The following is a 24,819-nucleotide window of genomic DNA, read 5'->3' on the forward strand; positions in this document are numbered from 1 at the left end:
GGCGAGCGGATGACTCAGGCGAGAACCTTCGCGATGCGCTGCGGCGACACGGGTTCGGCGGCCCGCAGCTCCTGCGCGAAGAGGCTGATGCGGAGCTCCTCGATGAGCCAGCGGGCGCGCACGATCTGCTCGGGCGCGAACGCCGCGAGGGGGATCGTGCCCCCGGCTTCCGCGTAGCGCTCGAGCACCGGCTCGATCTCGTTCATGCGCTGACGGTCGCGACCCGGGCTCTCGACCATCTTCGCGACGCGCATCGTGATGCCGCCGAGGTAGCGCGGCAGGTGGTGCAGGCGTTCGAGGCCCGTGTGCGACACGAACCCGGTGCGGACGAGTGCGGCGAGCTGGGTCTTCATGTCGCCGAGCGCGTGCATGTAGGCGAGGCTCGATGCTCCCGAGATCGCCTTGTCGGCGTCACGCGTCGCGCCGAGGATGCGCACCACCTGGGCGACCGTGTCGAACATCGACTGCATGACGCTCTGCCCGACGGCGTCGCGCGCCGCCTCGAACTCGGCCCGGGTGAAGAGCAGCCCGTCGGGGTGGCGACGGCGGATCTCCGCGTCGACGACCGCGGCGAGGCAGTCGTCGAGGAGCGCCTTCGTCGAGGAGTAGGGGCTGCCGGCGAGGGTGAGCTTCTCGGTGTTCGAGAGGTGCTCCTGCACGTAGGCGGCGGGGCTCGGCGTCGCGAGGATGACGAGGCGACGGATGCCGGCGATCGTGGCCCGCCGCTGGTCCTCGGGCGTCGCGAGGGGTCGGAGCGTCACACTCGACCCGTCATCCACGAGGCTCGGATACGCACGGATGGCGTTGCCGCCCTGCGCGACGTCGACGAAACGGGGGATCTCGTCGAAGTCCCACGTCGTGATGCCCGTGCGTTCGGGCGGTGCCGCGCTCGCCGCGGGTGCCGATGTCGGGCGCGGGGCGGGGCCGCGCCGACGACTCGGGCGCTCCTCCGCTCGCGGGGCCCCGACGGCTCGTGCGACCGCGGCGGCGCTCTCGTCGGCGTAGCGCGACTGGAGTGCGCGCAGATCCTTGTCGCTGCCCACGGTGCGCCCGCGATCGTCGACCGCGCGGAACGTCACGCGCAAGTGGGCGGGCACACGGTCGAGGTCGAAGTCGCCCGGGTCGACGGCCGTGTACGTGAGCTTCCTGATCGCGTGCGCGACGGTGGCTGTGAACGGCTCGGCGTCGGCATCCGTCGGCGCGGTCTCGGGCAGTTCGCCGAGGATGCGATCGGCCCACTCGGCCGCGGGAACCACCTGGCGACGGATGACCTTCGGGAGCGCCCTCAGCAAGGCCGTGACCGCTTCGGCACGGAGCCCCGGAACCTGCCAGTCGAAACCGGCGGGCGTGAGGCGGGGGAGGAGGGCGAGCGGAACCGACACCGTGACGCCGTCGTCGACGGCGCCCGGTTCGAAGCGGTAGCTGAGCGCGAGCGACTGATCGCCCTGACGCCACGTCGTGGGGTAGAGGTCGGCGTCAACCGAGGCATCCGATTCGGGTGCGAGCGTCGCCGTCGTCATCGTGAGCAGGTCGGGGGTCTCGCGGTGAGTGCCGCGCCACCACTTCTCGAACGCCCGCGTGCTCGCCATGTCGGCGGGGAGACGTCGATCGTAGAAGTCGAAGACCGACTCGTCGTCCCAGAGCACGTCGCGGCGACGGGTGCGCTCCTCGATCTCCTCGAGTTCGCGGCGCAGGGCCGCGTTCGCCTGGAGGAAGGCGAAGACGCGGCGATCGAGCGAGCGCGTGTCCCATTCCCCCTGCACGAGCGCGTGGCGGATGAACAGTTCGCGCGCGAGCCCCGCATCGATGCGCGAGAGCTGCACGCGCCGCTTCGGGACGATCGGGATGCCGTAGAGCATGACCTTCTCGTCGGCGACGGCCGCACCCTGGTTCTTCTCCCACCGCGGCGCACTGAAGCTGCGCTTGGCGAGCGAACCGGCGAGCGGCTCCGCCCACGCGGGGTCGATCGCGGCGTTCGTGCGGGCGAAGAGGAGAGCGGTCTCGACGAGTTCGGCGCTCATGACGGCACCCGGCGGCTTCTTCGAGAGCACGCTTCCCGGGAAGAGCGCGAACTTCGTGCCGCGCGCACCGAGGTACTCGGCGCGGGCGCGGCGGTCGCCGCGGCCGCCGGTCGCACTCGAGCGCGCGGGTTCGTCGCGCAGTCCGATGTGCGACAGGAGGCCCGACAGCAGCGCGCGGTGCACGCCGTCGCCGTTCGCCGAGGGCTCGCCGATGTGCAGGCCGAGCGGTTTCGCGAGGCGCGCGAGCTGCCGGTAGAGGTCTTGCCACTCGCGGATGCGCAGGTAGTTGAGGAACTCGCTGCGGCACATCCGTCGGAATGCGCTCGAGCCGAGCTCACGCTGCTTCTGCTCGAGGTGGTTCCAGAGGTTCAGCAGTGAGAGGAAGTCGCTCGTCGGGTCGGCGAAGCGCGCGTGGAAGCCGTCGGCCTGCTCGCGCTTCTCGAGCGGGCGCTCGCGCGGGTCCTGGATCGTGAGGCCCGCGACGATCGCGAGCACTTCGCGACTGACCCCTTGCGCCTTCGACTCGATGACCATGCGCGCGAAGCGCGGCTCGATCGGGAGGCGCGAGATCTGACGTCCGATGCGGGTGAGCCGGAGGCCCGACCCATCGCGCGCTCCCTCGACGAGGGCGCCGAGTTCGGTGAGCAGGTCGATGCCGTCGCGGATGCCGCGCGAGTCGGGCGGGGTGAGGAAGGGGAACTCCGCGATCGCACCGAGATCGAGCGACGCCATCTGCAGGATGACGGCGGCGAGGTTCGTGCGGAGCACCTCGGGGTCGGTGAACTCGGGGCGACGATCGAAGTCGTCCTCGGAATACAGGCGGATCGCGATGCCGTCGCTCGTGCGGCCCGAGCGTCCCGAGCGCTGATTGGCGGATGCCTGCGAGATCGCCTCGATCGGCAGACGCTGCACCTTCGAGCGCGTGCTGTAGCGGCTGATGCGCGCCGTACCCGCGTCGATGACGTAACGGATGCCGGGCACGGTGAGACTCGTCTCGGCGACGTTCGTCGCGAGCACGACGCGGCGCCGGAGGCCGGCCGTGTTCGATCGCTCGAACACGCGGTGCTGGTCGGCGGACGAGAGCCGTCCGTAGAGGGGGAGCACCTCGGTCGTGCCGTAGCCGGCGTGACGACCCGAGTAGTGACCGCGCACGGCGTCTTCCGCGTCGCGGATCTCGTTCTCGCCCGAGAGGAAGACGAGCACGTCGCCGGTCTCTTCGCGATCGAGTTCGTCGAGGGCGTCGAGGATGCCCTGCAGGTAGTCCTTCTCGTCGGCGTCGTCGCCCTCGTCGTCATCCGATCCGTGGTCCTCGTCGACGAGCGGGCGGTAGCGGATCTCGACGGGATAGGTGCGGCCCGAGACCTCGACGATGGGGGCGGGTTCGCCCGCTGCGTCCGCGAAGTGTCGGGCGAAGCTCTCGGGGTCGATCGTCGCGCTCGTGACGATGACCTTGAGGTCGGGGCGCTTCGGCAGGAGCTCGCGGAGGTATCCGAGCAGGAAGTCGATGTTGAGGCTGCGTTCGTGCGCCTCGTCGATGATGATCGTGTCGTACTTCCGCAGCTCACGGTCACGGTGGATCTCGTTGAGCAGGATGCCGTCGGTCATGAGCTTCACGCGCGTCGCCGCACTCACCTGATCGGTGAAGCGCACCTGGTAACCGACGAGGTCGCCGAGCTCCGAACCGAGCTCCTCGGCGATGCGCTCGGCGATCGTGCGCGCCGCGAGTCGCCGCGGCTGCGTGTGACCGATCGACTCTCGGCCCAGGTCGAGGCAGATCTTCGGCAGCTGCGTCGTCTTGCCCGAGCCGGTGGCTCCCGCGACGATGACGACCTGGTTCTCGCTGATGACCCGGGCGATCTCGTCCCGCATCGCGCTGACGGGCAGCTCCGGGGGGTACGTGATCTGCAGAGACATAGCGTTCCAGTCTACGACCGCCCCCGCCCACCCCCATCCGCCCTGCCCATCTACCTACCTCATCCCTGAGAGGGCAGTAGTTCGGGCAAAGCAGCCACCATTCGCCGAACTACTGCCCACTCACGGCCCTGCCGACCCCACAAAGCTATTGCACTCGAAAAGTACTTTGTGTTACAAAGTAGGTGCGGCAGCGAACGGGCGGCCGCATCGACGAAGGGCCGGCACATGACCGCAGACGACACCGATGAGGCCGCACTCTCACCCGAGGCGATGCTCGCCCTGCTCACCGACCAGCGGAAGAGCATGGAAGGCCAGATCGCCGCGTTCGTGCCCTACCTCGTCACGATGTGGGGAGTCGTCTGGTTCGTCGGCTTCTCCGCGCTCTGGCTCATCGACGGTCTGCAGCCCGCTTTCGGTCTGCCCCTGCCGCTCGCCGCGACGATCTTCGCGGTGCTCATCGCCGGCGCGATCGGCATGTCGGCCTATCTCGGCATCCGGTCGAACCGCGGCATCCGCACCACGCGGGCTGCGGCCTTCACCGGCACCGTCTACGGCGTCACCTGGTCGGTCGGCAGCGTCGCGATCTTCGTCTTCGCGATGGGCCTGCAGTTCAACGGCATGACGGGAGCCGCGGTCAACATCTTCTACCCGACGGCCTTCGTGCTCTTCGCGGGCATCATGTACCTCATCGCGGGAGCGATCTGGCAGGCGGTGCCGTGCGTCGTCCTCGGCGCCTACACGGTCGTGATCGCCGTCATCGCGCCCTTCCTCGGCTACCCGAACCACTACCTGTTCCTCGCGATCGCGGGCGGCGGTGGCTTCATCGCCCTCGGCGTCGTGTCGTTCGCCTACCTCGGGCGCCTCCGCCGCCGCGCGCAGGGAATCCGCTGATGGAGCTCGACCCGGTCATCCACGCCCAGGCCCGCCTCCGCATCACGGCGGCCCTCTCGACGCTCGATCCCGAGGAGTCGATCACGTTCCCGCGACTCCAGGAGCTCCTCGACATGACGGCCGGAAACCTCTCGACCCACCTCCGCAAGCTCGAGGACGCGGGCTACGTGACCGTCGACAAGTCGCACCAGGGCCGAACGCCCGTCACCTATCTCGCCCTCAGCCGCGCGGGTCGACGCGCCTTCGAGGACTACATGGACACCCTCCGATCCGTACTGGGAGAAACCTCATGACCGCACTCGCCCGCCTCGACCACGTCTCACGACGCTTCGGCAGCGTGACCGCCCTCGACGACGTGTCACTCGAGATCCACCCGGGAGCGATCCTCGGTCTGCTCGGCCCGAACGGCGCAGGCAAGAGCACGCTCCTTTCGCTCCTGACCGGTCAGCGCACCCCGTCGTCGGGAACCGTGTCGATCTTCGACGGCTCGCCCCGCGACTACCGCAACCGACAGGGGCTCGGGTCGACCCCACAGGAGACGGCGCTCCCGCCGACACTCCGCGTGGGCGAGGTCATCGACTTCGTCGGTGCCCACTTCGAGAATCGCGTCCCCCGCGACGAACTGGCCGACGAGTTCGGTCTCCGTGATCTGCTCCGGCGGCAGACGGGCGCCCTGTCGGGAGGTCAGAAGCGTCGCTTGAGCGTCGCGCTCGCATTCGTCGGGCGCCCCCGACTCGTGCTCCTCGACGAGCCGACGACGGGCCTCGACGTCGACGCCCGTCGAACCCTCTGGGATGCCGTTCGGCGTCAGCACGACGCGGGATCGACGGTCGTCGTCACGAGTCACTACCTCGAAGAGATCGAGGCGCTCGCCGAACGCGTCGTCGTCATGGGCGGGGGGCGGGTGATCGCGGATGACGCCCTCGGCGCCGTACTCCAGCGCGTCGGCATCCGTCAGGTCTCGCTGTCGTCGCCCGACATCGACCGCATCGCGGCGCTTCCCGGGGTGGCCCGCTTCGAGGCGACGGATGACGCCGGCTCGTCCGATTCGCCGAGCGCGACCTTCTACGCGCAGGACTCCGACGCCCTCATCCGCGAACTCGTCCGGTCCGACATCCGCTTCGCCGACCTCACCGTTCGCGGAGCCAGCCTCGAGGAGGCCTTCCTCGCCCTCACCGATGACGCGAAGGAGCTCCGACGATGAGCACGCTCAGCCTGACTGTCCTGCACGCGCGGTACTCGATCATCGAGACGGCGCGCATCCCGATCGCTCTCATCGGGTCCCTCGTGTTCCCCGCGCTCGCGCTGCTGTTCTTCGTGGTGCCGAACCGTTCGGTCGCCGACGAGCCGATGTTCGCGACTCAGGCCGTGATCTCGCTCTCGGTCTTCGCCGTGATGACGAACGCGCTCTTCAGCTTCGGTCTGACGATCGCGGAGAACCGCGAGAAGCCGTGGGATCCGTATCTCCGCACGCTCCCGGCGCCGGGTGTCGCGCGGGTCCTCGCCCACGTGCTCGCCACGGGAACGCTCGGACTCGCGGCGATCATCCCGGTCATCGTGATCGGTGCGCTCTTCACCGCGGCGACCGCGCCCCTCATCAACGTCGTGCTCGGCATGATCGCGCTCGCCGTCGCCGGCCTCCCGTTCATGTTCATCGGCATCTGCATCGGCTACTCGATGCCCTCGAAGGCGGCGATCGCGGTCGTTCAGGTCGTCATGTTCTCCTTCGCCTTCATCGGGGGACTCTTCCTGCCGCCGCAGCTCTTCGCCGACTGGCTGAACGCGATCTCGGCGTTCACGCCGTCGCGCCAGGCTCGGGAGTTCGTCATCTGGGCCGTCCAGGGCGGTTCGCTCGAGTGGTGGGTCTGGGTGGGGCTCATCGTCTGGACCGCGGTGACCTTCGTGCTCGCGCTCGTGCTCTTCCGCCGGGACGAGGGTCGGCGATACCGCTGACAGCGAACTGCGCTGCGCTCGCGCTCCGACGGTGATGGGATGGATTCATGACTGACGTACCCCGTATTCAGCTCAACGACGGCAACTCCATCCCGCAACTCGGCTTCGGAGTCTTCAAGGTCGATCCGGCCGAGACGGAGCGCATCGTGTCCGAGGCGCTCGAGGTGGGCTATCGCCACATCGACACGGCCCGCATCTACGGCAACGAAGAGGGGGTCGGCCGAGCGATCGCCGCGTCCGGCATCCCGCGTGACGAGCTCTACATCACGACGAAGCTGTGGAACGACGACCAGGGCAAGGCCCAGGATGCGTTCGATGCGAGTCTCGAGCGGCTCGGTCTCGACCACGTCGACCTGTACCTCGTGCACTGGCCGGCGCCCGAGCGCGGAACGTACGTGCAGGCGTGGAAGTCGCTCGAGGAGATCCCCTCGTCGGGTCGCACCCGATCGATCGGCGTCTCGAACTTCCTGGTCCCGCACCTCGAGAAGCTCCTCGCCGAGACCGATGTCGTTCCGGCGGTCGATCAGATCGAACTGCACCCCGCTCATCAGCAGCCGGAGACGACGGCGCTCGCCCGCGCGAACGGAATCGCGATCGAGGCGTGGGGTCCGCTCGGGCAGGGCAAGTACCCGCTCTTCGAGCTTCCCGAGGTGACGGGTCCCGCTGCGGCGCACGGCAAGTCACCCGCGCAGGTCGTCATCCGCTGGCACCTCCAGAACGGAACGATCGTCTTCCCGAAGTCGAGCTCGCGTGAGCGCATGGCCGAGAACTTCGACGTCTTCGACTTCGAGCTCTCCGATTCGGAGGTCGCTGCGCTCTCTGCTCTCGAACGTGAGGGCCGTGTCGGAGGTCACCCCGACGAGGTCAACTGACCGGACTCAGCACGAACGGCGCCGCGGAACGAAAGTTCCGGGCGCCGTTCGTCGTTGGCGCTCAGGAGGCCGTCGAGACGTGAGGGCTCCTCAGAGACGCAACATCCGCGGAATTCCGGGGGAGTTGGCCGCGACACGCCCGGGATGCAAGCGTAATTTGCTGCGCGTTCACCCGCGCCGTAATGTAATCACTCGTCACCCCAAAGGTGCGGGAAGCGGAAGAGCTTCTCGGCCTCAAGCGGGACCATCTCCGATCTGATCACCAGCCTTGTAGGCGAGATTCAGAACGGTTAGGATGACAATCCACTCTTTGCGAGAATCGCACTCCTCAAAGCCAGTATTGGATCACGAGGAGCTGCGCGAGTCGATTTGACTTGAGCCGCAGAGGTGGTACGATAGACAGGTTGCCCTGAGGGCAGGCCGAGGAGAAACTCGGCTGAAACTCCGGTGCGTCCGTTCCTTGAGAACTCAACAGCGTGCACTATGTTCAATGCCAAATTTATACCTCGGCATTGCCTCGTTTGGGGTGATGTGGTGGTTTCTTTGAGATTGATACGGACAGCCAGCAATGTTGGTTGTTTGTTCAGCTAGTATCAAACAATTTTTTTTGGAGAGTTTGATCCTGGCTCAGGACGAACGCTGGCGGCGTGCTTAACACATGCAAGTCGAACGATGAAGGAGAGCTTGCTCTTTGGATTAGTGGCGAACGGGTGAGTAACACGTGAGTAACCTGCCCTGGACTCTGGGATAACTGCGGGAAACTGTAGCTAATACCGGATATGACCTTGGATCGCATGATTCTTGGTGGAAAGTTTTTCGGTCTGGGATGGACTCGCGGCCTATCAGCTTGTTGGTGAGGTAATGGCTCACCAAGGCGTCGACGGGTAGCCGGCCTGAGAGGGTGACCGGCCACACTGGGACTGAGACACGGCCCAGACTCCTACGGGAGGCAGCAGTGGGGAATATTGCACAATGGGCGCAAGCCTGATGCAGCAACGCCGCGTGGGGGATGACGGCCTTCGGGTTGTAAACCTCTTTTAGTAAGGAAGAAGCCTTCGGGTGACGGTACTTGCAGAAAAAGCACCGGCTAACTACGTGCCAGCAGCCGCGGTAATACGTAGGGTGCAAGCGTTGTCCGGAATTATTGGGCGTAAAGAGCTCGTAGGCGGTTTGTCGCGTCTGCTGTGAAATCCCGAGGCTCAACCTCGGGCGTGCAGTGGGTACGGGCAGACTGGAGTGCGGTAGGGGAGAATGGAATTCCTGGTGTAGCGGTGGAATGCGCAGATATCAGGAGGAACACCGATGGCGAAGGCAGTTCTCTGGGCCGTAACTGACGCTGAGGAGCGAAAGCGTGGGGAGCGAACAGGATTAGATACCCTGGTAGTCCACGCCGTAAACGTTGGGCGCTAGATGTGGGGACCTTTCCACGGTTTCCGTGTCGTAGCTAACGCATTAAGCGCCCCGCCTGGGGAGTACGGCCGCAAGGCTAAAACTCAAAGGAATTGACGGGGGCCCGCACAAGCGGCGGAGCATGCGGATTAATTCGATGCAACGCGAAGAACCTTACCAAGGCTTGACATGTACGAGAACGCCTCAGAAATGAGGAACTCTTTGGACACTCGTATGCAGGTGGTGCATGGTTGTCGTCAGCTCGTGTCGTGAGATGTTGGGTTAAGTCCCGCAACGAGCGCAACCCTCGTCGTATGTTGCCAGCACGTAATGGTGGGAACTCATATGAGACTGCCGGGGTCAACTCGGAGGAAGGTGGGGATGACGTCAAATCATCATGCCCCTTATGTCTTGGGCTTCACGCATGCTACAATGGCCGGTACAAAGGGCTGCGATGTCGTAAGGCGGAGCGAATCCCAAAAAGCCGGTCTCAGTTCGGATTGAGGTCTGCAACTCGACCTCATGAAGTCGGAGTCGCTAGTAATCGCAGATCAGCAACGCTGCGGTGAATACGTTCCCGGGCCTTGTACACACCGCCCGTCAAGTCATGAAAGTCGGTAACACCCGAAGCCAGTGGCCTAACCGTAAGGAGGGAGCTGTCGAAGGTGGGATCGGTGATTAGGACTAAGTCGTAACAAGGTAGCCGTACCGGAAGGTGCGGCTGGATCACCTCCTTTCTAAGGAGCAACTCGGAATCCTCTTCGGGGGGTTTCGCAGTGCGCCAGATCACGATCATCAGACCGTTGGGTTTGCTCTGAGTCGTGCTGGTTGCTCATGGGTGGAACATTGACATAGGTGCTTTCGTGAATTGCTTCTGTTGAGTACGCCGGCCCTTGGGTTGGTTGGAAAGGTGGGGGTGGTGAGTGGGGGTACATGCACGCTGTTGGGTCCTGAGGGACCGGACAACATCACCGTCACGGTGGTGGTTTCCCGTAAGGGGGGCTACTGGTGTGGTGGGGGTGTGGCGGGATCTCTCGGATCTCTGCTGAAGGTGGCTGTGGCTGCTGGGGGTGGGGGTTCCGACCGTATTTTGAGAACTACATAGTGGACGCGAGCATCTTAGATTCAACACATTCGTGTGTTGGGTCACAAAGATTTTTAGGACATCACCTTCTGGGTGGTGTTCGACTAATCATTGGTCAATTTCGCAGCACCCTTTGGGTGTTGCAACGAATTCGATCGAACTCATGTGATTTCAAGTTTCTAAGAGCAGACGGTGGATGCCTTGGCATCTGGAGCCGAAGAAGGACGTCGTAATCTGCGATAAGCCTCGGGGAGTTGATAAACGAGCTGTGATCCGAGGATTTCCGAATGGGGAAACCCCGCCAGGCCCTTTGGGTGACCTGGTGACTCCCGCCTGAATATATAGGGCGGGTAGAGGGAACGTGGGGAAGTGAAACATCTCAGTACCCACAGGAAGAGAAAACAATAGTGATTCCGTTAGTAGTGGCGAGCGAACGCGGATCAGGCTAAACCGTGCCTGTGTGATACCCGGCAGGGGTTGCAGGTTCGGGGTTGTGGGACTTTCCGTGATGTGCTGCCGCACATCGACAGTGACGTGTTGCGTATAGACGAACAGGATTGAAAGCCTGACCAGAGACGGTGTGAGTCCGGTAGTCGAAATGCGTGGCCGGCTGGGGAAGTATCCCAAGTAGCACGGGGCCCGAGAAATCCCGTGTGAATCTGTCAGGACCACCTGATAAGCCTAAATACTCCCAGATGACCGATAGCGGACAAGTACCGTGAGGGAAAGGTGAAAAGTACCCCGGGAGGGGAGTGAAATAGTACCTGAAACCGTCTGCTTACAAACCGTTGGAGCCTCCTTGTTGGGGTGACAGCGTGCCTTTTGAAGAATGAGCCTGCGAGTTAGTGATATGTGGCGAGGTTAACCCGTGAGGGGCAGCCGTAGCGAAAGCGAGTCTGAATAGGGCGATTCAGTCGCATGTCCTAGACCCGAAGCGAAGTGATCTATCCATGGCCAGGTTGAAGCGACGGTAAGACGTCGTGGAGGACCGAACCCACTTCAGTTGAAAATGGAGGGGATGAGCTGTGGATAGGGGTGAAAGGCCAATCAAACTTCGTGATAGCTGGTTCTCTCCGAAATGCATTTAGGTGCAGCGTTGCGTGTTTCTTGCCGGAGGTAGAGCTACTGGATAGCCGATGGGCCCCAAAAGGTTACTGACGTTAGCCAAACTCCGAATGCCGGTAAGTGAGAGCGCAGCAGTGAGACGGTGGGGGATAAGCTTCATCGTCGAGAGGGAAACAACCCAGACCACCGACTAAGGTCCCTAAGCGCGTGCTAAGTGGGAAAGGATGTGGAGTTGCACAGACAACCAGGAGGTTGGCTTAGAAGCAGCCACCCTTGAAAGAGTGCGTAATAGCTCACTGGTCAAGTGATTCCGCGCCGACAATGTAACGGGGCTCAAGCACGCCACCGAAGTCGTGGCATTGACGCTATAGATCAGCCGCACCCTTGTGGTGTTGGTTCAGTCGTGTTGATGGGTAGGAGAGCGTCGTGTGGCCAGCGAAGCGGCGGTGTAAACCAGCCGTGGAGGCTACACGAGTGAGAATGCAGGCATGAGTAGCGAAAGACGGGTGAGAAACCCGTCCTCCGGAAGACCAAGGGTTCCAGGGTCAAGCTAATCTTCCCTGGGTAAGTCGGGACCTAAGGCGAGGCCGACAGGCGTAGTCGATGGACAACGGGTTGATATTCCCGTACCGGCGAAGAACCGCCCAAGCTAATCCAGTAGTGCTAACCATCCGAAACCCCCACCGTGCTCCTTCGGGAGTGCATCGGGGGTGGAGCGTGGGACCCCGTTCTGGTGCGGTTAGCGTATTAACAGGTGTGACGCAGGAAGGTAGCCGAAGCCGGGCGATGGTAGACCCGGTCCAAGCGTGTAGGCCGAGAGATAGGCAAATCCGTCTCTCATATAAGGCTGAGACGTGATGGGGAGACGCAAGTCGAAGTCGGTGATCCTCAGCTGCCAAGAAAAGCATCGACGCGAGGTTCTAGCCGCCCGTACCCCAAACCGACTCAGGTGGTCAGGTAGAGAATACTAAGGAGATCGAGAGAATCGTGGTTAAGGAACTCGGCAAAATGCCCCCGTAACTTCGGGAGAAGGGGGGCCTGAGGCGTATTAGGACTTGCTCCGAAAGCGTTCGATGGCCGCAGAGACCAGTGGGAAGCGACTGTTTACTAAAAACACAGGTCCGTGCTAAGTCGCAAGACGATGTATACGGACTGACGCCTGCCCGGTGCTGGAAGGTTAAGAGGACCGGTTAGCCGCAAGGCGAAGCTGAGAATTTAAGCCCCAGTAAACGGCGGTGGTAACTATAACCATCCTAAGGTAGCGAAATTCCTTGTCGGGTAAGTTCCGACCTGCACGAATGGCGTAACGACTTCCCAGCTGTCTCAACCGCGAACTCGGCGAAATTGCACTACGAGTAAAGATGCTCGTTACGCGCAGCAGGACGGAAAGACCCCGTGACCTTTACTACAGCTTGGTATTGGTGTTCGGTGTGGCTTGTGTAGGATAGGTGGGAGACTGTGAAGCGGGCACGCTAGTGTTCGTGGAGTCATTGTTGAAATACCACTCTGGTCACTCTGGATATCTAACTTCGAACCGTGATCCGGTTCAGGGACAGTGCCTGGTGGGTAGTTTAACTGGGGCGGTTGCCTCCCAAAAAGTAACGGAGGCGCCCAAAGGTTCCCTCAACCTGGTTGGCAATCAGGTGGCGAGTGTAAGTGCACAAGGGAGCTTGACTGTGAGACTGACAGGTCGAGCAGGGACGAAAGTCGGGACTAGTGATCCGGCAGTGGCTTGTGGAAGCGCTGTCGCTCAACGGATAAAAGGTACCTCGGGGATAACAGGCTGATCTTGCCCAAGAGTCCATATCGACGGCATGGTTTGGCACCTCGATGTCGGCTCGTCGCATCCTGGGGCTGGAGTAGGTCCCAAGGGTTGGGCTGTTCGCCCATTAAAGCGGTACGCGAGCTGGGTTTAGAACGTCGTGAGACAGTTCGGTCCCTATCCGCTGCGCGCGCAGGAAATTTGAGAGGATCTGACCCTAGTACGAGAGGACCGGGTTGGACGAACCTCTGGTGTGCCAGTTGTTCCGCCAGGAGCACCGCTGGTTAGCTACGTTCGGGATGGATAACCGCTGAAAGCATCTAAGCGGGAAGCCGGCCTCAAGATGAGATTTCCATCCCTTCGGGGGAGAGGCTCCCAGCCAGACGACTGGGTTGATAGGCCGGATGTGGAAGCGAGGACGAAAGACTCGTGAAGCTGACCGGTACTAATAAGCCGATAACTTGACAATCACTACACCCATACGTTTGAACACATTCATGTAAAGGCCGTATGAGGTGGCAGAAGATCTGCTCGCGTCCACTCTGTGGTTCCCGACATACGGTCGGGCAACACACAACACAACATATGTTTCGTGAAACGCCCTACCCACACCCCTCACCGGGGTGTTGGTCGAGAGAGTTTCGGCGGCCATAGCGCGAGGGAAACGCCCGGACACATTCCGAACCCGGAAGCTAAGACTCGCAGCGCCGATGGTACTGCAGGGGGGACCCTGTGGGAGAGTAGGACACCGCCGGACAACCATTACATGATGGCCACCCCACACCGGGGTGGCCATCATGCTTTAACACCACGCACACGGCAGTAGACGTAGGTACAGCGCGTACGTCCCTCGCTTCGAGCAGTCAGATCGATTCAGCCGCCCTTCCGGGCGGCTTTTTTGTTTCCTGGGGCGCTGAGACACACGCGGTAACACTCTTACCTCGTGCGTCGATCCGGGTTGGAGGGCGGGCGCACCAGGAATAGCGTCAAGGTATGTCCAAGAGCCTCTCGATCGTCGCTGTCTCCGGCAGCCTCCATGCCCCGTCGAAGACGTCAGTTCTCGTGCGGGCGCTGCTCGACGAGGTGATCCTCCAGATCGGCGATCGTGTCGACGTGCAGAGCCACGTCATCGAGCTGAGCGAGGTGGGCCCGGCGTTCTCGGGCGCGCTGCGCCGCGACGATCTGTCGCCTCGCGCTGAGGAGGAGCTGCAGCGCATCGAGGCTGCCGACCTGCTCATCGTCGCGAGTCCCGTGTACCGGGCATCCTTCACCGGGCTCTTCAAGCACGTCTTCGACTTCGTCGGCCAGTACGCCCTCATCGACAAGCCCGTGCTGCTCGCGGCCACGGGTGGCAGCGACCGACACGCGCTCATCCTCGAGCACCAGTTCCGGCCGCTCTTCTCGTTCTTCCAGTCCTTCACGCTGCCGCTCGGCGTGTACGCGAAGGACAGCGACTTCGAGTCGTACGAGATCTCGAGCGACGCCCTGCGGGAGCGCATCGCGCAAGCGGTCACCCGAGGACTGCCCATCGTTCGCACCACCGCCCGCGTCGACGAAGAGGTTTCGACGTACGTCGGTACCTGGTGACGGAGCACGCGGTGACGCGCCCGATCGTACTCGGTGCGATGTTTCGGGCGCTCGGTGCCTACCCATCGGGGTGGCGGCACGCCGGAGCGCATCGTGACCCACGGGCCGACGCGACCGTCCTCCGCCGTACGGCCAAGCTCGCCGAGGCCGCAGGGCTCGACTTCCTCTACTTCGGGGAGTGGCTCTCGACGGGTCTCGACCTCGAGCACCGCGACCCCTACCTCCTCGCACGCGTCGACCCGCTCTCGGCGGTGACCTTCGCCGCCGGCATCACGCGGCGGATCGGTCTCGTGGGCACCATCAATGCAAGCTACTCCGGTCCGTACGCGACAGCGCGTGCCACCGCTTCCTCCGACGTGCTGAGCTCGGGGCGAGTGGCGATCGGTCTGGCCGTCTCCTCCGACACCGGCGCCGACGCGAACTTCGGTGTGGCACCCGTACCCGCCGATCGCCGGTTCGAGCACGCGGAGGAGTTCGTCGACGCGCTTCGTTCGCTCTGGGACAGCTGGGACGACGACGCCTTCGTCGCCGATCGGTCGACGGGCCGACTCATCGACGCCGAGGGCCTGCATGCGACGGACTTCGACGGAGACTTCGTCCACGTCGCGGGGCCCCTGAACGCGCCGCGACCCCCGCAAGGTCACCCACCCATCATCCACGCCGGCAGCTCCGCGGCATCCCTTCGCTTCGCGGGTCGCAACGCCGATGTGGCGCTCGTCGCGATCGGTGCGCCGTCCGAGGGTGTGGCCATCCGGCGCGAGATCGCCGAGCACGCCCTCGCCGCGGGCCGTGCAGCGGAGGACGTGCTTCTCGTCGCGCCGATCATGCCGATCGTCGCGGACACGGTCCCGGAATCGTGGGCCATCTTCGACGAGCTCGTTCGGCTGCTGCCCGTCGGCGACGACAATGCGGGAGGCGCGCTGCCGTCGGCGCGATCGCTCCGCTCGCTCGCCCAGGTGATCGATACACCGCTCACGAACGTCGAGCTCGACGAACCGGTCACCCGCCGAGCGGCGGCTCGCTTCAACGAGTACGGGCAGCAGCTGCTCGCCCTCGTCGCCGCGCGCACGGGTCGATCGCTCGAGACCGGCGATCGTGCGATCACCTACCGGCACGTGCTCGCAACTCACGCCGTGCCAGCTCCCGTGATCGTGGGCGACGCGTCATCCGTCGCCGATCATTTCGAAGAGTGGGTCGACCTCGGCGCCGTCGACGGATTCGTCGTGCAGTCGCCGTTCCTCCCCGCGCCGTTCGCGGCGTTCACCGAACTCGTCGTTCCCGAACTCGTGCGTCGCGGTCGGTTCCGGAGCGGGTACGAAGGGCGCACCCTCCGCGAGCACCTCGGGCTCGGTCGGCCGGAGAACACCCACCGTGTTCCGCTCGTCCGCACCGCGGCGCAGCGCTTCGCGGGCTTCGACGAGGTCGTCGGCGCCTCGTAGACTGCGGCTATGACTCGCTTGGACGGCGCCATCAGTCCGTATGTGCGCTCGCACGCCGCGAATCCCGTCGACTGGTATCCGTGGGGTCGCGAGGCATTCGCCGAGGCTCGTCGCCGCGACGTCCCCGTGCTCATCTCGATCGGCTACGCGACCTGTCACTGGTGCCACGTCATGGCGCGCGAGAGCTTCTCCGACCCCGCGATCGCCGCCGTGATGAACGAGAAGCTCGTCACGATCAAGGTCGACCGTGAAGAGCACCCCGACGTCGATTCGCGGTATCTCGCGTCGGCGAGTGCGTTCACGTCGAACCTCGGTTGGCCGCTCACGGTGTTCGCGACCCCCGACGGGCGTGCGTTCTTCGCGGGCACGTACTTTCCGCCCGAGCCGCGCGGGGGCACGCCGTCGTTCCGGCAGGTGCTCGACGCGGTCGATGACGCGTGGACCGAACGACGCGATGAGGTCGAGCAGGCGGCGACGGCCGTCTCGGATGCCGTCGACGCCGTGCGCCCCGATACAGGTGGCACTCGAGTCGGCGCCGACCTGATCGACAATGCCGCCCGCCGCCTCGCCGGCGCGGAGGACCCGCGGTTCGGCGGTTTCGGCACCGCTCCGAAGTTCCCCGTCGCACCCGCTCTGATCTTCCTCGAGCAGCACGGTGGGGAGAGCGCTGTCGTCGCCGAGCGCATCGCCAGGAAGATGGGCAGCTCGGCGCTCCGAGACCCGGTTGAAGGCGGTTTCTTCCGCTACGCGACCGAGCCCGACTGGACCCATCCGCACTTCGAGCGGATGCTCTACGACAATGCGCTCCTCCTCGACCTGTACACGCGCATCCACGCGCGCACCGGGTCGACGTGGTCGGCGACGGTCGCGCGTGGCATCGCGCGCTTCCTGATCGACGTCCTCCGGCTTCCCGACGGCACGTTCGCGAGCGGTCAGGACTCGGAGAGCGTCATCGACGGCCGACGCACCGAGGGCGGGTACTACGCGCTCGATCTCGAGGCGAGGTCGCTCGTCGACGCGCCCGCCCTCGACGACAAGACCCTCACGGGGTGGAACGGACTCGCCATCGGCGCACTCGCCCGAGCGAGCACGGTGCTGGGCGATGCCGACTACCTCGACGCCGCGCGGGAGGCGGCTGACGTGCTGCTCGCGCGCGACGCCGACCGCGCTCTCGCCCGGGTCTCGCGGGGAGCCGACCGTTCCGAGGCCGCGGCGACGCTCGAGGACTACGGGATGCTCGCGGGAGCGCTGCTCGCACTCGGTCTCGCCGCGGGCGATCCGCGCTACCTCGTCGAGGGGCGACGGCTGATCGACGAAGTGCTCACCGCCGACGGCTTCCGCCCGCCGGGAGGAGGGGACGCGGTGCTCGTCGAGCACGGGCACGCGCGGGAAGCGGATCCGTCGGAGGGCGCCTACCCGTCAGAGATCTCCGCGTGCTCCGACGCGGCGCTCGATCTCTTCGCGCTCACCGGCGTCGACGCGTATCGACAGGCCGCCGAAGGCGCACTCTCCCGTGTGTCCGCTCTCGCTCTCGCGCAGCCGCTCTCCTTCGGTTCGGCACTCACCGCCCTCGAGCGGCTCGACGGTGCGCTCGTGCAGATCGTGGTGGTCGTTCCGGATGACGCCGACACCGCCGACACGAGAGCCGCGGCGCTCATCGGACGAGCGAGGTCGCTGCCGTCATCCGTCACCGCTGTCGTGACCGAGCGCGCCGCAGCCGAGCTCGCCGAGTCCGGCTTCGAGCTCTTCGCCGGTCGGGGCGTGCGCGGTTCGCGGGCGACGGCCTATGTGTGCCGGGACTTCGTGTGCCGGCTTCCGGTGACGGACGCCGACGCGCTCGACGGCGGAGTCTGAACTCGCCGTCGGTTCACCACGAGGTCGGAACGCGACCCAGCATGCTCCACACGGCACCGCTCAGATCGGGGTGCTCGAGCGAGATCTGACGCAGGAGCTGGAACTCGAACTTCTCGACATCCCCGTCGCGCGCCGTCGGATGGTACGCGCGGGCTCGGAGACCGCGCCAGTCCTCGGAGTGGATGAGTTCTTCGCGGATCGTCGCAACGACCTGCTCGTCGACCGACGGAAGGTCGGGCAGGAACTCCCACGGATCCTCGCCGAGACGGCAGCGCAGATCGATGAGAGCGGCGAGCTCGTCGCGCGCGTCCTGACGCATTCGTTCGAGCGTGCGTTCCGTCTCAGCCATCTCTCGCCTCCCCCCTCGTGGACCTCTCTAGGCTAAGCGCGGATTGTGTCGGTCGCATTTCTCATCGTCACACACGGTTGAATGGGGGAGTGGCTCCCTCGACGAACGACGCACTCCTCGCTCTCCGGCACGATCTCGAGGCGGCCGACTACCGCGTCGAGCGGGTCGACGAGCTCCTCGGCGAGGAGGCTACCGCGGCCCTCGAGCGCGGCAATCGAGTTCCGGCTCGGCGCGGGATCCTGCACCGCGAGCCATCGCCCCTGTCACTTCTCGTGCGCCTCTTCCTGCTGAACGAACCGCTCACGACAGAGGAAACCACGACCGCGTTCCCGACGCTCGGGCTCGCCGCGGCCCGCGAACTCGGCCTCCTCGACATCGAGGACGGCCTCGTGCACGCGGCGCTCGACCTCCGCCCCTATTCGTTCGACGACGGTGTCGGCGCGGGCCACTGGTGGCTCCTCTCCGATCTCGGGGAACTCGCACGCGGCGGCGCACTGCCCGAGGACCACGTGCTCGGCGTCGGCGGCGCGTCGATGAGTCTCAGCTCGCTCATGATCCCCGAGCGAGCGCGGCGCGTGCTCGACCTCGGCACGGGCTGCGGAATCCAGGCGATGCACGCCTCGCGATTCGCCGACGCCGTCGTCGCCACCGACATCTCGGAGCGCGCGATCCGCCTCGCACGTCTGAACCTCGACCTCAACGGCATCGAGGGCGTCGAGCTGCGTCTCGGCGACCTCTTCGCCCCGGTGCAGGGTGAGACGTTCGACCGCCTCGTGTCGAATCCGCCGTTCGTCATCACCCCGCGCATCGAGGGTGTTCCCTCCTACGAGTACCGCGACGGCGGACTCGTCGGCGACGCGCTCGTCGAATCCGTCGTGCGCGGCACCGCCGACATCCTCGAACCCGGCGGGATCGCGCAGTTCCTCGCCAACTGGGAGTACCGCGACGGCGTCGACGGGCTCGAACGCATCGAGGCGTGGCTCGAGGGGTCGGGGCTCGAGTACTGGATCGTCGAACGTGAGCGTCAGGACGCCGCCGAGTACGCGGAGACCTGGATTCGTGACGGCGGCACGCGGCCCGGCACGGAGGAGTTCGACCGACTCGCCGATGCCTGGCTCGAGGACTTCGAGCATCGCGGGGTCGACGCGGTCGGCTTCGGCTACGTGCTCGTGAGGAAGCCCATCGGGCAGCCGCTCCTCCGACGTGCGGAACGCGTCGTCACGCCCCTCGGCACGACCCCTCTCGGGCTCCACCTCGCCGACTGCCTCGACGCCCACGACCGTATTGCCGGTCTGCCGGACGCCGAACTGGAGGCGGTCGCGTTCACCGTCGCGCCGGATGTCACCGTCGAGCGCCACTACTGGCCCGGCGATGAAGACCCGACGGCGATGATCCTCCGGCAGGGCGGCGGCTTCGGCCGACAGGTCGTCGCGGGCACCGCGCTCACCGCGTTCGTCGGCGCGAGCGACGGTGACCTGAGCCTCGGCGCGATCGCTGCGGCGCTCGGAGATCTGCTCGGCGTCGACGGTGCCGCGGTCGCGGCGGAGCTCGTCGTCGATGCGCGCGAGCTCGTGCTCGGAGGCTTCCTCCTCCCGGCGGGCGCCGTCCGCCGGGTCGACGCGCGAACGAGCTGACCGGGCATTCTCGGCGGACCCCGAGCCAGGCAGAGTAATGTCGATGCGATGCACGAGAGTCCCACGTCGGCCACGCCCTACGAGGTGCTCGGGGTTTCCAGCTCGGCGACCGACGACGAACTGAAGCGCGCCTATCGACGGATGCTCCGCGAGACGCACCCCGACGCCGGTGGCGATGCTGCGCGCTTCCACGCCGTCCAGGTCGCGTGGGAGAAGATCGGCACGTCGTCGAGTCGATCGGCGTACGACCGTGGCACGAGCGGGCAGACCGACGACGACTCAGCGGTCTGGGCCACCGCACGCACGGCCGCGCCGCGCCGCGACACCCGGCCCTCGGCGAGGTCGTACGGTCACCCCGGCGGTCTCTCGCGCGAGCGCTTCCTCGATCTCATGCGCGAGTGGTCGGGTCGCGGCGCCGACCTCGGCGACCCCTACGAACCGAGTCTCGTGCGGAGCGCCCCGACGGAGATCCGCCACGCCCTCGCCAACGCGCTCGCCGAAGAGGCGACCGCGCGAACGCTCTCGACCCTCGGAATCGCGTTCACCATCTGGCACGACGTCGCGACGGATGCCGGCTCGAACGTCTCGCGACTCTCCGCGCTCCTGCCGAAGCTCGACCATCTCGTGCTCGGCCCGAGCGGTCTCTACGCCATCGCATCCGAAGACTGGGGTGGAGAGGTGCGGGTGCGTCGCGGCGAACTCATCGGAGAGGCGCTCGCGGGCGAACGGCCGATGCACGCCCTGGCACTCCGCGCGAAGTCGGTCGCCAAGGCCGCCAAGGTGAAGGTCACGGCCCTCCTCATCGTCGTCCCCGACGACGCGAGCGCCGAGGGCGTCGAGATCGTCGGCTCGTCCCGCGGGGCGGTGACGGCACTCGTGCAGCGCAGTCGTCTCGCGCAGGTGCTGCGCGATGGTCTGCCGGGTGCGGCGCGCATCGGTGGCACGGATCTCATGGAGGTCCGCACGCGCCTCCAGCAGAGCGTGCGGTTCGCCTGACCGGCCATTGCGTCGTGTGACGCCGGCCCGTGCACGGTCGATCGAGTCGGCCTAGGCTCGCTCGCACGGAGGTCGAGATGACGCAATGCTCGGGTACCAGCACTCACGGCACGACGTGCACGGCGCACGCCGGTGAGCGCTGCACGATGCAGCGTCCCGGTCATCTCCTCGGCGCCATGCAAGCGCGCGTCGCGGAGACGACCACGGGTCAGTGGCGCGACGCGATCGTCGTCGCAACGGATGCCTCGGGCTGGAGCACACTCTCCCTGCTCGACGGGGGCACCGTCGACGTCTGGTCGCACGCGGGCATCGGCGCATCGGTCGACGAACCCGTCGCCGTGCACCTCGTCTACGGCGTCATCGCGGTCGGCTCGGACCGCCGCAGCATCGCCGTCGCCTGATCGGCGCGGACCGACTCAGGCCATCGAGTCCGACATCGAGGCCATCATCTCGCTGCACGCCATGGCGCACTGACGGCAGACCTCGGCGCACATCCGGCAGTCCTCGTGCATGTCGGCGTACTTCATGCACTCCGCGGCGCACGCTTCGGCCTGCGTCATCATGGCGGAGAGCATCGCCATCATCGACGCCATCTGCATGCCCGACGTGCGCCGTGCACGTCGTGCCGTGAGTGCTGGTACCCGACCGATTCTCGTTGTCAGCGTCTCGTGAACAGCTGTCACACAGCCGTCATATGTCGGCCACAACGTTCAGGCGCACGGTGTTGGATAGAGGTATGAGTTCTGCTGCCACCGACGCGTACATCGACGACTTCTCCGCGTTCATCGCCGATTCGCCGTCGTCGTATCACGCGGCCGCTGCGGTGGCGACGCGGCTCGATGCCGCCGGGTTCAGCCGACTCGACGAGACCGTCGACTGGGCCGAGACGCGAGCGGCGGGGCCGTCGTACAACTACGTCGTGCGCGACGGTGCGGTCATCGCCTGGATCGTGCCCGCGGATGCCACCCCGACGACGCCGTACCGCATCCTCGGCGCGCACACCGATTCGCCCGCGTTCAAGCTCAAGCCGAAGCCGACGACGGGGAGTGCCGGCTGGCTGCAGGCCGGCGTCGAGATCTACGGCGGCCCGCTCCTCAACTCGTGGCTTGACCGCGAGCTCGAGCTCGCCGGCCGGATCGTCTCGATCGACGGCACGGAGACGCTCGTGCGCACAGGGCCGCTGCTCCGCATCCCGCAGCTCGCGATCCACCTCGACCGTGAGGTGAACAACGGGCTGACCCTCGACAAGCAGCGGCACATCCAGCCGATCTGGGGTGTGGGCGATGCGAGTCGCGCCGACCTCCTCGCGCACATCGCCGGTATCGCCGGGGTGCGCTCGAAGAACATCGCCGGGTTCGACCTGCTCACCGCCCCCACCCAGCGCGCCGAGCGGTTCGGTCAGGGCCGCTCCCTCCTCGCCGCATCGCGCATGGACAACCTCTCATCGGTGTTCGCGGGGCTCACCGCGCTGCTCCACGCCCGGGCGACGACGACACCCGCCGACACCCACATCTCGGTGCTCGCGGCCTTCGACCACGAGGAGCTCGGCTCCGAGTCGCGATCAGGCGCGTCGGGCCCGTTCCTCGCCGATGTGCTCGTCCGGCTCGGCGATGCGCTCGGCGCGACCGAGGCCGAGCAGCGGCAGGCGATCGCGGGCTCCTGGTGCCTCTCGGCCGACGCCGGGCACGCGGTGCACCCGAACTATCCCGAGCGTCATGACCCCGTGAACCGTCCCGTCGCGGGCGGTGGCCCCCTCCTCAAGATCAACGCCAACCAGCGCTACGCGACCGACGCCCACGGAGCCGCGCTCTGGGCGCGCACGTGCTGGCAGGCGGGCGTCGAGTTCCAGGAGTTCGTCTCGAACAACCAGATCCCGTGCGGCTCGACGATCGGTCCGCTCACGGCGACGCGCATCGGCATCCGCACGGTCGACGTCGGCGTTCCGCTGCTCTCGATGCACTCCGCTCGCGAACTCGCCCACGTCGACGACCTCGCCGCCCTCGCACGCGTCGCGAGCGCCTTCTTCACGCCCCGCAGCTGACCCTGCGCCGGGGCGTGCCCGGTCACGGATGCTGCGGAATCGAGAGGCACGCCGCCCACCGTCATCCGACACGCGGTGATCGCCGCCGACCGCAGCATCCGCGCACGCGGTGGTGCGGGTGGGTGGAGCGAGCGGGCCGGGATGAGCGGGGCGGATGACGGGGCCGGGGGTGTTCCTCAGCGGTCGTCGCGCTGTGAGGCGAGGGTGTCGAGCGCGAGCTCCTCGGCGTCGAGGCTCACGACGAGGCGTCGCATGACCTCCTCGTTGAGGTTGCCGGCGTCGCGCTCGTCGAGCACCACGGAGCGACGCACCGCGAGCCAGCCACGGCTGAGTTCGATGAGCTGATCGCGGCGTCGATCGGCGCTCTCGTCGTCGGCGAGCTCCTCGGCCGCCTCCGCTCCCGCGTCGATGCGTTCGAGCGTCGCGGTGAAGCGGTCGAAGACGGCATCCGTCGCCTCGGCACCGTACTTCTGCCGCCACTCGTCGCGGCGCTCTTCGAGGTAGGCGAGGCCGACCGCGGCGGCGCGGGAGCGGACCGCGGCGAGCTCGGCGGCATCCTGCTGCTCTTCGGCCTCGGAGTTGAGCCCCAACCGCTTGATGAGCGCCGGCATCGTGAGCCCCTGCACGAGGAGCGTGCCGACCGTCACGGCGAAGGCGACGAGGAAGATGGTCTGCCGCTCGGCTTCGGGCAGTCCGAGCCCCGCTCCGACGGGGATCGCCGTCGCCGTCGCGAGCGTGACGACGCCGCGCATGCCGGCCCACGACAGCACGGTCAGTTCGGGGATGGAGAGGAGCGACTGATCCGACGGCGGCCGGGGACGACGGCGCCGTCGAGGATGATCGGCCGGCACTCCGCGCGCATCGAACTCGGCATCCTTCCTCCGTTCGAACTCGTCGAGGCGGAGCTCGCGGCGGGCACGCCGCCGGGCGCTGAGCGGCGCGAGGAGGCGAAGGATGCCGTGGTTGCCGAAGATCCAGATCGGGCGGACGAGCACGACGGCCGCGAACACCGCGACCGCGAGGCCGAGGCTCCGCCACGGGCCGAGGGGACTCGACCACACGTCGGAGACGACGTCGTGGAGCTGCAGGCCGATGAGCGCGAAGACGAAGCCCTCGAGGAGGAGATCGATCGAGAGCCAGACCGGCCGTTCCTGCTGGCGCGTCGCGTAGCTCGTGCGCGGGGCGTTGAAACCGACGATGAGCCCCGTCGTCACGACGGCGAGCACGCCCGAGCCCTCGAAGCGCTCGGCGATCGCGTAGGCGGCGAAGGGCACGAGGAGCCCCAAGGTGCCGAGCACGACCGGGTCGTCGAGACGCCGGCGGATGGCCGTGACGATGCGACCGATCACGAGACCGAGGCCGACGCCGACTCCGACGGCGAGGAGGAAGTCGGTGATGCCGTCGCCCCACGTGACCGTCGAGCCCGCGACGATCGCGAGGAAGACCCGGAAGAGCGTGAGCGAGCTCGCGTCGTTGATGAGGCTCTCGCCCGACATGACCGTCATCACGCGGCGCGGCAGCCCGAGGCGTCGGCCGATCGATGCGGCCGAGACGGCATCGGGCGGGGAGACGATCGCACCGAGCAGGAGCGCGCCGGCGAGGGTGAGCGACGGCATGATGAGGTACGCGATGCCGCCGACGACGACGGTCGTCGCGACGACGAGCCAGATGCCGAGGTTGCGGATCTGCGGCAGGGAGTTGCGGAAGTTGAGGAACGAGACGTCGAGGGCCGCCGAGTAGAGGAGCGGCGGCAGCACGAGGGTGAGGATGAGCTCGCCGTCGATCTCGAACGTCGGGATGCCGGGGATGTACGACACCACGAGAGCCACGGCCGTCACGAGCAGCGGCGCCGACCAGCCGCGCCAGCGTGCGAACGCGGTGACGGCGAGTGCGCCGAAGAGGAGGAGGAAGGTCTCGCCGAATCCCATCCTGGCAGGATATCGAGGAACATCGACCGGCTCGCGCGCG

General features: G+C 66.1%; 16 protein-coding genes and 3 rRNA genes. 15 read left to right on the forward strand and 4 right to left on the reverse strand.

Features of this window, described 5'->3' with window-relative positions; genetic code table 11:
• Nucleotides 1-14: 14 nt before the first annotated feature.
• A complete protein-coding gene (hrpA, locus tag BJ972_RS16430) occupies nt 15-3,935 on the reverse strand; it encodes an ATP-dependent RNA helicase HrpA (protein WP_129175806.1) in 3,921 nt (1,306 codons plus the stop codon).
• Between the two features lie 225 nt (nt 3,936-4,160).
• On the opposite strand from hrpA, the gene BJ972_RS16435 reads away from it, so the two are divergent.
• The 11 genes from BJ972_RS16435 to BJ972_RS16485 all read left to right on the forward strand — a co-directional run bounded on the left by BJ972_RS16435 (nt 4,161) and on the right by BJ972_RS16485 (nt 17,831).
• Nucleotides 4,161-4,826: a hypothetical protein gene (locus BJ972_RS16435; RefSeq protein ID WP_129175808.1), complete on the forward strand. Its 666-nt coding sequence runs from the start codon at nt 4,161-4,163 to the stop codon at nt 4,824-4,826.
• Nucleotides 4,826-5,119, forward strand: a complete 294-nt coding sequence (locus BJ972_RS16440) for a winged helix-turn-helix domain-containing protein (RefSeq protein WP_129175810.1) — start codon at nt 4,826-4,828, stop codon at nt 5,117-5,119. The genes BJ972_RS16435 and BJ972_RS16440 overlap by 1 nt, the downstream gene beginning before the upstream one ends.
• A complete protein-coding gene (locus BJ972_RS16445) occupies nt 5,116-6,030 on the forward strand; it encodes an ABC transporter ATP-binding protein (RefSeq protein WP_129175812.1) in 915 nt (304 codons plus the stop codon). Before BJ972_RS16440 ends, BJ972_RS16445 begins: the two co-directional genes overlap by 4 nt.
• Nucleotides 6,027-6,779, forward strand: coding sequence for an ABC transporter permease (locus tag BJ972_RS16450; protein WP_129175814.1), 753 nt, complete (start codon nt 6,027-6,029; stop codon nt 6,777-6,779). Before BJ972_RS16445 ends, BJ972_RS16450 begins: the two co-directional genes overlap by 4 nt.
• Before the next feature lie 47 nt (nt 6,780-6,826).
• Nucleotides 6,827-7,651 carry an aldo/keto reductase gene (locus BJ972_RS16455; RefSeq protein ID WP_129175817.1) on the forward strand — a complete coding sequence of 275 codons (825 nt, stop codon included), beginning with the start codon at nt 6,827-6,829 and terminating at the stop codon, nt 7,649-7,651.
• A 604-nt stretch (nt 7,652-8,255) separates the two neighbouring features.
• Nucleotides 8,256-9,777: ribosomal RNA gene (locus tag BJ972_RS16460) — 16S ribosomal RNA — on the forward strand.
• Between the two features lie 516 nt (nt 9,778-10,293).
• A 23S ribosomal RNA gene (locus BJ972_RS16465) occupies nt 10,294-13,420 on the forward strand.
• A gap of 171 nt (nt 13,421-13,591) precedes the next feature.
• Nucleotides 13,592-13,708, forward strand: a 5S ribosomal RNA gene (rrf, locus tag BJ972_RS16470).
• The 16S, 23S and 5S rRNA genes sit together here, the layout of an rRNA operon.
• A 236-nt stretch (nt 13,709-13,944) precedes the next feature.
• Nucleotides 13,945-14,538 carry an FMN reductase gene (gene msuE / locus BJ972_RS16475; protein WP_129176172.1) on the forward strand — a complete coding sequence of 198 codons (594 nt, stop codon included), beginning with the start codon at nt 13,945-13,947 and terminating at the stop codon, nt 14,536-14,538.
• 11 nt (nt 14,539-14,549) lie between these two features.
• Nucleotides 14,550-15,977: an NtaA/DmoA family FMN-dependent monooxygenase gene (locus tag BJ972_RS16480; protein WP_241830861.1), complete on the forward strand. Its 1,428-nt coding sequence runs from the start codon at nt 14,550-14,552 to the stop codon at nt 15,975-15,977.
• Nucleotides 15,978-15,986: 9 nt separating this feature from the next.
• Nucleotides 15,987-17,831 (forward strand): thioredoxin domain-containing protein, encoded by a 1,845-nt coding sequence (locus BJ972_RS16485; RefSeq protein WP_129176170.1) that lies wholly within the window; start codon nt 15,987-15,989, stop codon nt 17,829-17,831.
• Nucleotides 17,832-17,844: 13 nt separating this feature from the next.
• On the opposite strand, the gene BJ972_RS16490 is transcribed toward BJ972_RS16485, so the two are convergent.
• The gene (locus tag BJ972_RS16490) at nt 17,845-18,180 is read right to left on the reverse strand and encodes a hypothetical protein (RefSeq protein WP_129176168.1); all 336 of its coding nucleotides are present in this window, start codon (nt 18,178-18,180) and stop codon (nt 17,845-17,847) included.
• A gap of 89 nt (nt 18,181-18,269) precedes the next feature.
• Between BJ972_RS16490 and BJ972_RS16495 the strand changes: the two genes are divergently transcribed.
• From BJ972_RS16495 to BJ972_RS16505, 3 genes are all read left to right on the forward strand, one after another.
• The gene (locus tag BJ972_RS16495; RefSeq protein ID WP_241830860.1) at nt 18,270-19,814 is read left to right on the forward strand and encodes a DUF7059 domain-containing protein; all 1,545 of its coding nucleotides are present in this window, start codon (nt 18,270-18,272) and stop codon (nt 19,812-19,814) included.
• A 48-nt stretch (nt 19,815-19,862) separates the two neighbouring features.
• The gene (locus tag BJ972_RS16500; RefSeq protein WP_129176164.1) at nt 19,863-20,810 is read left to right on the forward strand and encodes a J domain-containing protein; all 948 of its coding nucleotides are present in this window, start codon (nt 19,863-19,865) and stop codon (nt 20,808-20,810) included.
• Between the two features lie 77 nt (nt 20,811-20,887).
• A complete protein-coding gene (locus tag BJ972_RS16505) occupies nt 20,888-21,211 on the forward strand; it encodes a hypothetical protein (RefSeq protein ID WP_129176162.1) in 324 nt (107 codons plus the stop codon).
• 15 nt (nt 21,212-21,226) lie between these two features.
• Here the strand turns inward: BJ972_RS16505 and BJ972_RS17815 are convergent, their stop codons facing one another.
• Nucleotides 21,227-21,493: a four-helix bundle copper-binding protein gene (locus BJ972_RS17815; protein ID WP_206736533.1), complete on the reverse strand. Its 267-nt coding sequence runs from the start codon at nt 21,491-21,493 to the stop codon at nt 21,227-21,229.
• Nucleotides 21,494-21,546: 53 nt separating this feature from the next.
• On the opposite strand from BJ972_RS17815, the gene BJ972_RS16515 reads away from it, so the two are divergent.
• The gene (locus BJ972_RS16515; protein ID WP_129176158.1) at nt 21,547-22,851 is read left to right on the forward strand and encodes a M18 family aminopeptidase; all 1,305 of its coding nucleotides are present in this window, start codon (nt 21,547-21,549) and stop codon (nt 22,849-22,851) included.
• A 176-nt stretch (nt 22,852-23,027) separates the two neighbouring features.
• Here the strand turns inward: BJ972_RS16515 and BJ972_RS16520 are convergent, their stop codons facing one another.
• The gene (locus BJ972_RS16520) at nt 23,028-24,779 is read right to left on the reverse strand and encodes a cation:proton antiporter (RefSeq protein WP_129176156.1); all 1,752 of its coding nucleotides are present in this window, start codon (nt 24,777-24,779) and stop codon (nt 23,028-23,030) included.
• Nucleotides 24,780-24,819 lie beyond the last annotated feature (40 nt).

Source organism: Agromyces atrinae (assembly GCF_013407835.1).
GTDB classification, from domain to species: Bacteria; Actinomycetota; Actinomycetes; order Actinomycetales; family Microbacteriaceae; genus Agromyces; species Agromyces atrinae.